Below are 5,868 nucleotides of genomic sequence, written 5' to 3'. Positions count from 1 at the left end.
CGCCCAGGCTGGTGGTAGCGTTAACGGCATCAAGAGCAAGCTGGCTAGGGTTGCCAGAAGACCGGCGCGAGGGAGTAACATCATCAGGGGCCAAACTTCTCGGGGAAGTAGGAAAGCGGCGGCTCCAGGCCCAGCCAGTCCTCTTTCATACGCTCGCCTTCGGCGCGTTGCTCAGAGGTAAGTCTGTCATGATAGACTCTTAGTGACCGCTCAGAGGAAGTACTCGGCACCTCTTCATCAATAGCAAGGAAGATAGCCCACCCTTCAGCAGGATCTGGGGCGGGTGCTCCTCGACATAGTTCACGACCGCTTTCGTTCGGTACTATATTGCAAGCAGCCAGCCAACCACGTCCATTCATATGGCCTGCTTCAGACGCTCTGGTCATCCACTCCCAGGCCTCCTCAGGGTGATCCAGATGATTTAATATAGAAGCGAGGTTATTCATGCCCGGCGCATACCCCGCTTCAGCCGCCCGGCGAAACCACACCTCCGCCGCCTCTAAACGCTCTGTATCGCTGTCATAAGCATCATCGTCGTTGCGAGTTCGCTTACCCAGCCAGTTCATGGCATTGGTGTTGCCCGCCTCAGCTGCGCGGTGCAGCCACTTGAGCGCCTCTTCTTCGTCAGGGTCTTCCACGTAGTAATAAATGTAATAAAGTGCCGCCATGGCTTCCGGGTCGCCGGCTTGCGCTTGGGGCAGCGTGAGTTCGAGCGCTTCCTGCGGCCAGTCGTCGCCGTTTTCCGGGCAAACGTCGCCCAGCTCGCAGGCGCCGCCATCGAAGAGGCGTAGCATGGCGTAGGGGTCGCCGTGTTGGGCAGCTTGGTAATACCAGTCCAGCGAGGCCTGATTCATATTACCCATCACCAAGCGGCGGTTGGATTCACCCAAGTAGTACATCGCCTCCGCATCGCCATTTTCAGCAGCTAGCTCAAGAAATGGAATAGCTGAATCTACCCTTCTAATCCCGTAAAGCCGCACCCCCTCTTCTTTGGCGGCTTGCGCTTCATCGTCCAACGCCCAGGCTGGTAACGGCGTTAAGAGCAAGCTGGCTAGGGTTGCCAGAAGACCGGCGCGAGGGAGTAACATCATCAGGGGCCAAATTTCTCGGGGAAATAGGAGAGCGGCGGTTCCAGGCCCAGCCACTCGTCTTTCATACGCTCGCCTTCGGCACGTTGTTCGGGGATAAGGCTATCCCGATACGCACGCAATGCGTTCTCGGAAGAGGTGCCAGGCACTTCTTCATGAATAGCCAGAAAAATGGCCCATCCTTCAGCAGGATCTGGCTCGGGCGCTCCACGGCAGAGTTCACGACCGCCTTCGTTGGGTGCGATGTTACAAGCAGCCAGCCAGCCACGTCCGTTCATATGGCCTGCCTCGGAAGCCTTGGTCATCCACTGCCAGGCCTCCTCAGGGTGATCCAGATGATTTAATATAGAAGCGAGGTTATTCATGCCCGGCGCATATCCCGCTTCGGCTGCCCGGCGAAACCATACCTCCGCAGCCTCCAAGCGCTCAGTATCGCTACTATAAGCATCATCATCACGTGCGAGTTTGCCCAGCGTGTTCATGGCCCAGGCATTGCCCGCCTCGGCCGCGCGATTCAACCACGTAAGCGCTTCTTCTTCGTCAGGATCTTCCACGTAGTAATAAATGTAATAAAGTGCCGCCATGGCTTCCTGGTCGCCGGCTTCCGCCAGAGGCAGCGTGAGTTCGAGGGCTTCCTGCGGCCAGTCATCGCCGTTTTCCGGGCAAACGTCGCCTAGCTCGCAGGCTCCACAGTCAAACAAGCGCAGCATAGAGTAGGGGTCGCCGTGTTGGGCGGCCTGGTGATACCAGTCCAGTGCGGACTGGTTCATATTGCCCATCACCAAGCGGCGGTTGGCTTCACCCAAGTAATACATGGCCTCTGCATCGCCATTTTCAGCAGCTTGCTCAAGAAATGGAATAGCTGAATCTGCCCTTCTAATCCCGTAAAGCCGCATCCCCTCCTCTTTGGCGGCTTGTGCTTCCTCGTCCAACGCCCAGGCTGGTGGTAGCGTTAACGGCGTCAAGAGCAAGCTGGCCAGTGTAGCCAGAAGACTGGAGCGAGGAAGTAACATCAGGGGCCAAACTTCTCGGGAAAATAGGAAAGCGGCGGCTCCAGGCCCAGCCATTCTTCCTTCATACGCTCGCCTTCGGCGCGTTGGTCGGGGGTAAGGCTATCCCGATAAGCGCGAAGAGCGTTCTCGGAAGAAGTACCCGGTACCTCTTGATGAATAGCAAGGAAGATGGCCCATCCTTCGGCAGGATCTGGCTTTGGGGCTCCTCGGCATAGTTCACGCCCGCCTTCATTGGGCGCGATATTGCAAGCTGCCAGCCAACCACGTCCATTCATATGGCCGGCTTCAGATGCTCTGGTCATCCATTCCCAAGCGTTTTCGGGCTGGCCTAAATGACTCAAGACGACGGCTAAGTTGTTCATCCCTGGCGCATACCCCGCTTCGGACGCCCGGCGAAACCATACCTCCGCGGCCTCCAAACGCTCTGTATCGCTACTGTAAGCATCCTTATCGTCGCGTGCGCGCTTACCCAGCGAGTTCATGGCCCAGGCATTGCCCGCCTCGGCCGCGCGATTCAACCACGTAAGCGCTTCTTCTTCGTCAGGGTCTTCCACGTAGTAATAAATGTAATAAAGTGCCGCCATGGCCTCCGGGTCGCCGGCTTCCGCTTGGGGCAGCGTGAGTTCGAGCGCCTCCTGCGGCCAGTCATCGCCGTTTTCCGGGCAAACGTCGCCCAGCTTGCAGGCCCCGCCATCAAACAAGCGCAGCATGGCGTAGGGCTCGCCGTGTTGGGCAGCTTGGTAGTACCACCCCATCGCCGCTTGGGTTAGCCCCATATGACGCAAACGATCAACTTCTCCCAGGTAATACATCGCCTCCGCATCACCCGCTTCTGCGGCTATTTCCAAATAGGGTGGGCTCTTTGAGCGTTGGTGTGCGTTGTAAAGCCTCATACCCTCTTCTTTGGCGGCTTGCGCTTCTTCGTCCAACGCCCAGGCTGGTGGTAGCGTTAACGACATCAAGAGCACGCTAGCTAGGGTTGCCAGAAGACCGGCGCGAGGGAGTAACATCATCAGGGGCCAAACTTCTCGGGGAAATAGGAGAGCGGCGGTTCCAGGCCCAGCCAGTCCTCTTTCATACGCTCGCCTTCGGCGCGTTGTTCGGTTGTGAGCATTTCTTTGTAATATTCAAGACTATCGTTGGAATAGGCCCTTGGAATTTCTTCATCAATAGCCAACATAATTGCCCAGCCGATAGCAGGATTCGGTGCTGGCGCTGAGTCACATAAATCGCGTCCTTCTTCTTCAGGTACGATATGGCATGAAGCTGTCCAGCGCCTACCATTTATGTGACCTGCTTCAGAAGCCTCTGTCATCCATTCCCAAGCTTCATCATTACGTCCTAAATTACTTAAAATTGCTGATAGATTGTTCATGGATGGCGCATATCCGAGTTCAGCTGCTCTGCGAAACCATACCTCCGCCGCTTCAAGCTGCGCAGTTTCACTTTCATAAGCATCCTCATCATCACGTGCGCGTTTGCCCAGCGTGTTCATGGCCCAGGCATTGCCCGCCTCGGCCGCACGCTTCAACCACGTAAGCGCTTCTTCTTCGTCAGGGTCTTCCACGTAGTAATAAATGTAATACAGTGCGGCCATGGCCTTCGGGTCGCCGGCTTCCGCCTGGGGCAGCGTGAGTTCGAGAGCCTCCTGCGGCCAGTCATCGCCGTTTTCCGGGCAGATATCGCCCAGCTCGCAGGCCCCGCCATCGAAGAGGCGTAGCATGGCGTAGGGGTCCCCATGCTGGGCGGCTTGGTAGTACCAGTCCAGCGAGGCCTGATTCATATTACCCATCACCAAGCGGCGGTTGGATTCACCCAAGTAGTACATCGCCTCCGCATCGCCCTCTTCAGCAGCTTGCTCAAGAAATGGAATAGCTGAATCTACCCTTCTAATCCCGTAAAGCCTCATACCCTCTTCTTTGGCGGCTTGCGCTTCGTCGTCCAACGCCCAGGCTGGTGGTAGCGTTAACGGCGTTAAGAGCAAGCTGGCTAGGGTTGCCAGAAGACCGGCGCGAGGAAATAACATCATCAGGGACCAAATTTCTCGGGGAAATAGGAGAGTGGCGGTTCCAGGCCCAGCCAATCGTCTATCATGCGCTCGCCTTCAGTGCGTTGTTCGGGAGTAAGGCTATCGTGATACACCCGTAGCGCTCGCTCTGAGGAAGTACCCGGTACTTCCTCATTTCTGGCCAGCATAATCGCCCATCCTTTCGCAGGCTGTTTTTCTACCTGACACATTTCTCGTCCTTGTGCTTCAGGTTCGATATAACAAGATGCAACCCATTGCCTACCATTAATATGACCCGCCTCTGAGGCTTGAAGCATCCACGCCCAAGCATCTTCATATCGCCCCAAATGGCTCAAAACGACGGCCAAATCATTCATCCCTGGCGCATACCCTGCCTCGGCTGCCCGGCGGAACCATACCTCCGCAGCCTCCAAGCGCTCTGTATCGCTACTGTAGGCATTCTCATCATTGCGTACACGCTTGCCCAGCGTGTTCATGGCCCAGGCATTGCCCGCCTCGGCCGCGCGATTCAACCACGTAAGAGCTTCTTCTTCGTCAAAGTCTTCCACGTAGAAATAGATGTAATAAAGTGCCGCCATGGCTTCTGGGTCGCCGGCTTGCGCTTGAGGCAGCGTGAGTTCGAGAGCCTCCTGCGGCCAGTCATCGCCGTTTTCCGGGCAGATATCGCCCAGCTCGCAAGCTCCACCGTCAAACAAGCGCAGCATAGAGTAGGGGTCGCCATGCTGGGCGGCTTGGTAATACCAGTCCAGCGAGGCCTGATTCATATTACCCATCACCAAGCGGCGGTTGGATTCACCCAAGTAGTACATCGCCTCCGCATCGCCCTCTTCAGCAGCTTGCTCAAGAAATGGAATAGCTGAATCTACCCTTCTAATCCCGTAAAGCCGCATCCCCTCCTCTTTGGCGGCTTGCGCTTCATCGTCCAACGCCCAGGCTGGTGGTAGCGTTAACGGCGTTAAGAGCAAGCTGGCTAGGGTTGCCAGAAGACCGGCGCGAGGAAATAACATCATCAGGGACCAAATTTCTCGGGGAAATAGGAGAGTGGCGGTTCCAGGCCCAGCCAATCGTCTATCATGCGCTCGCCTTCGGCGCGTTGTTCGGGGGTGACGTGCTCTCTATAGATATCAAGGTCTTGATCTGAATAGCTTCCGGGCACCTCTTCCTGAATTGCCAACAATATTGCCCACCCTTTTGCAGGATCTGGCTCTAATGCCGCCCGACATAATTCCTTAAAGTCTCTGAGTGTGGGCACTATATTGCAGGCGGCGATCCATCGACGCCCATTAATATGACCTGATTTGGAGGATGCTTCTCGCCACTCTCTAGATTCCTCATAATGTTCCAGATGACTCAAGACGACGGCCAAATCGTTCATCCCCGGCGCATATCCCGCTTCGGCCGCCAAGCGAAACCATGCCTCCGCAGCCTCCAGACGCTCAGTATCGCTACTGTAAGCGTCCTCGTCATCACGCACGCGCTTGCCCAGCGTGTTCATGGCCCAGGCATTGCCCGCCTCGGCCGCGCGATTCAACCACGTAAGCGCTTCTTCTTCGTCAGGATCTTCCACGTAGTAATAAATGTAATAAAGTGCCGCCATGGCTTCCGGGTCGCCGGCTTCCGCTTGGGGCAGCGTGAGTTCGAGTGCCTCCTGCGGCCAGTCATCGCCGTTTTCCGGGCAAACGTCGCCCAGCTCGCAAGCTCCACCGTCAAACAAGCGCAGCATAGAGTAGGGGTCGCC

The 5,868-nt window shown here is 56.5% G+C and carries 6 protein-coding genes; all 6 read right to left on the bottom strand.

Going from position 1 to position 5,868, the window contains the following annotated elements; all coding sequences use genetic code 11:
* Positions 1–83: 83 nt before the first annotated feature.
* Positions 84–1,091, bottom strand: coding sequence for a tetratricopeptide repeat protein (locus tag B0H98_RS16800; protein WP_244183213.1), 1,008 nt, complete (start codon positions 1,089–1,091; stop codon positions 84–86).
* Positions 1,091–2,101, bottom strand: coding sequence for a tetratricopeptide repeat protein (locus tag B0H98_RS16795; RefSeq protein ID WP_106376212.1), 1,011 nt, complete (start codon positions 2,099–2,101; stop codon positions 1,091–1,093). Before B0H98_RS16795 ends, B0H98_RS16800 begins: the two co-directional genes overlap by 1 nt.
* Positions 2,101–2,949, bottom strand: a complete 849-nt coding sequence (locus B0H98_RS16790; protein WP_244183212.1) for a tetratricopeptide repeat protein — start codon at positions 2,947–2,949, stop codon at positions 2,101–2,103. The genes B0H98_RS16795 and B0H98_RS16790 overlap by 1 nt, the downstream gene beginning before the upstream one ends.
* A 164-nt stretch (positions 2,950–3,113) precedes the next feature.
* Complete coding sequence (locus B0H98_RS16785; RefSeq protein WP_244183211.1) at positions 3,114–4,130, bottom strand: tetratricopeptide repeat protein; 1,017 nt, start codon at positions 4,128–4,130, stop codon at positions 3,114–3,116.
* Positions 4,130–5,140, bottom strand: coding sequence for a tetratricopeptide repeat protein (locus B0H98_RS16780; protein ID WP_244183210.1), 1,011 nt, complete (start codon positions 5,138–5,140; stop codon positions 4,130–4,132). Before B0H98_RS16780 ends, B0H98_RS16785 begins: the two co-directional genes overlap by 1 nt.
* Positions 5,140–5,868: tetratricopeptide repeat protein (locus B0H98_RS17095; RefSeq protein WP_106376211.1), on the bottom strand; the 729-nt coding region annotated here is incomplete at its 5' end. The genes B0H98_RS17095 and B0H98_RS16780, both read right to left, overlap by 1 nt.

Source organism: Vreelandella songnenensis (assembly GCF_003002925.1).
GTDB classification, from domain to species: domain Bacteria; phylum Pseudomonadota; class Gammaproteobacteria; order Pseudomonadales; family Halomonadaceae; genus Vreelandella; species Vreelandella songnenensis.
Note: the sequence above shows the minus strand (reverse complement) of the source record. Positions and strands in the feature narration are given on the sequence as shown.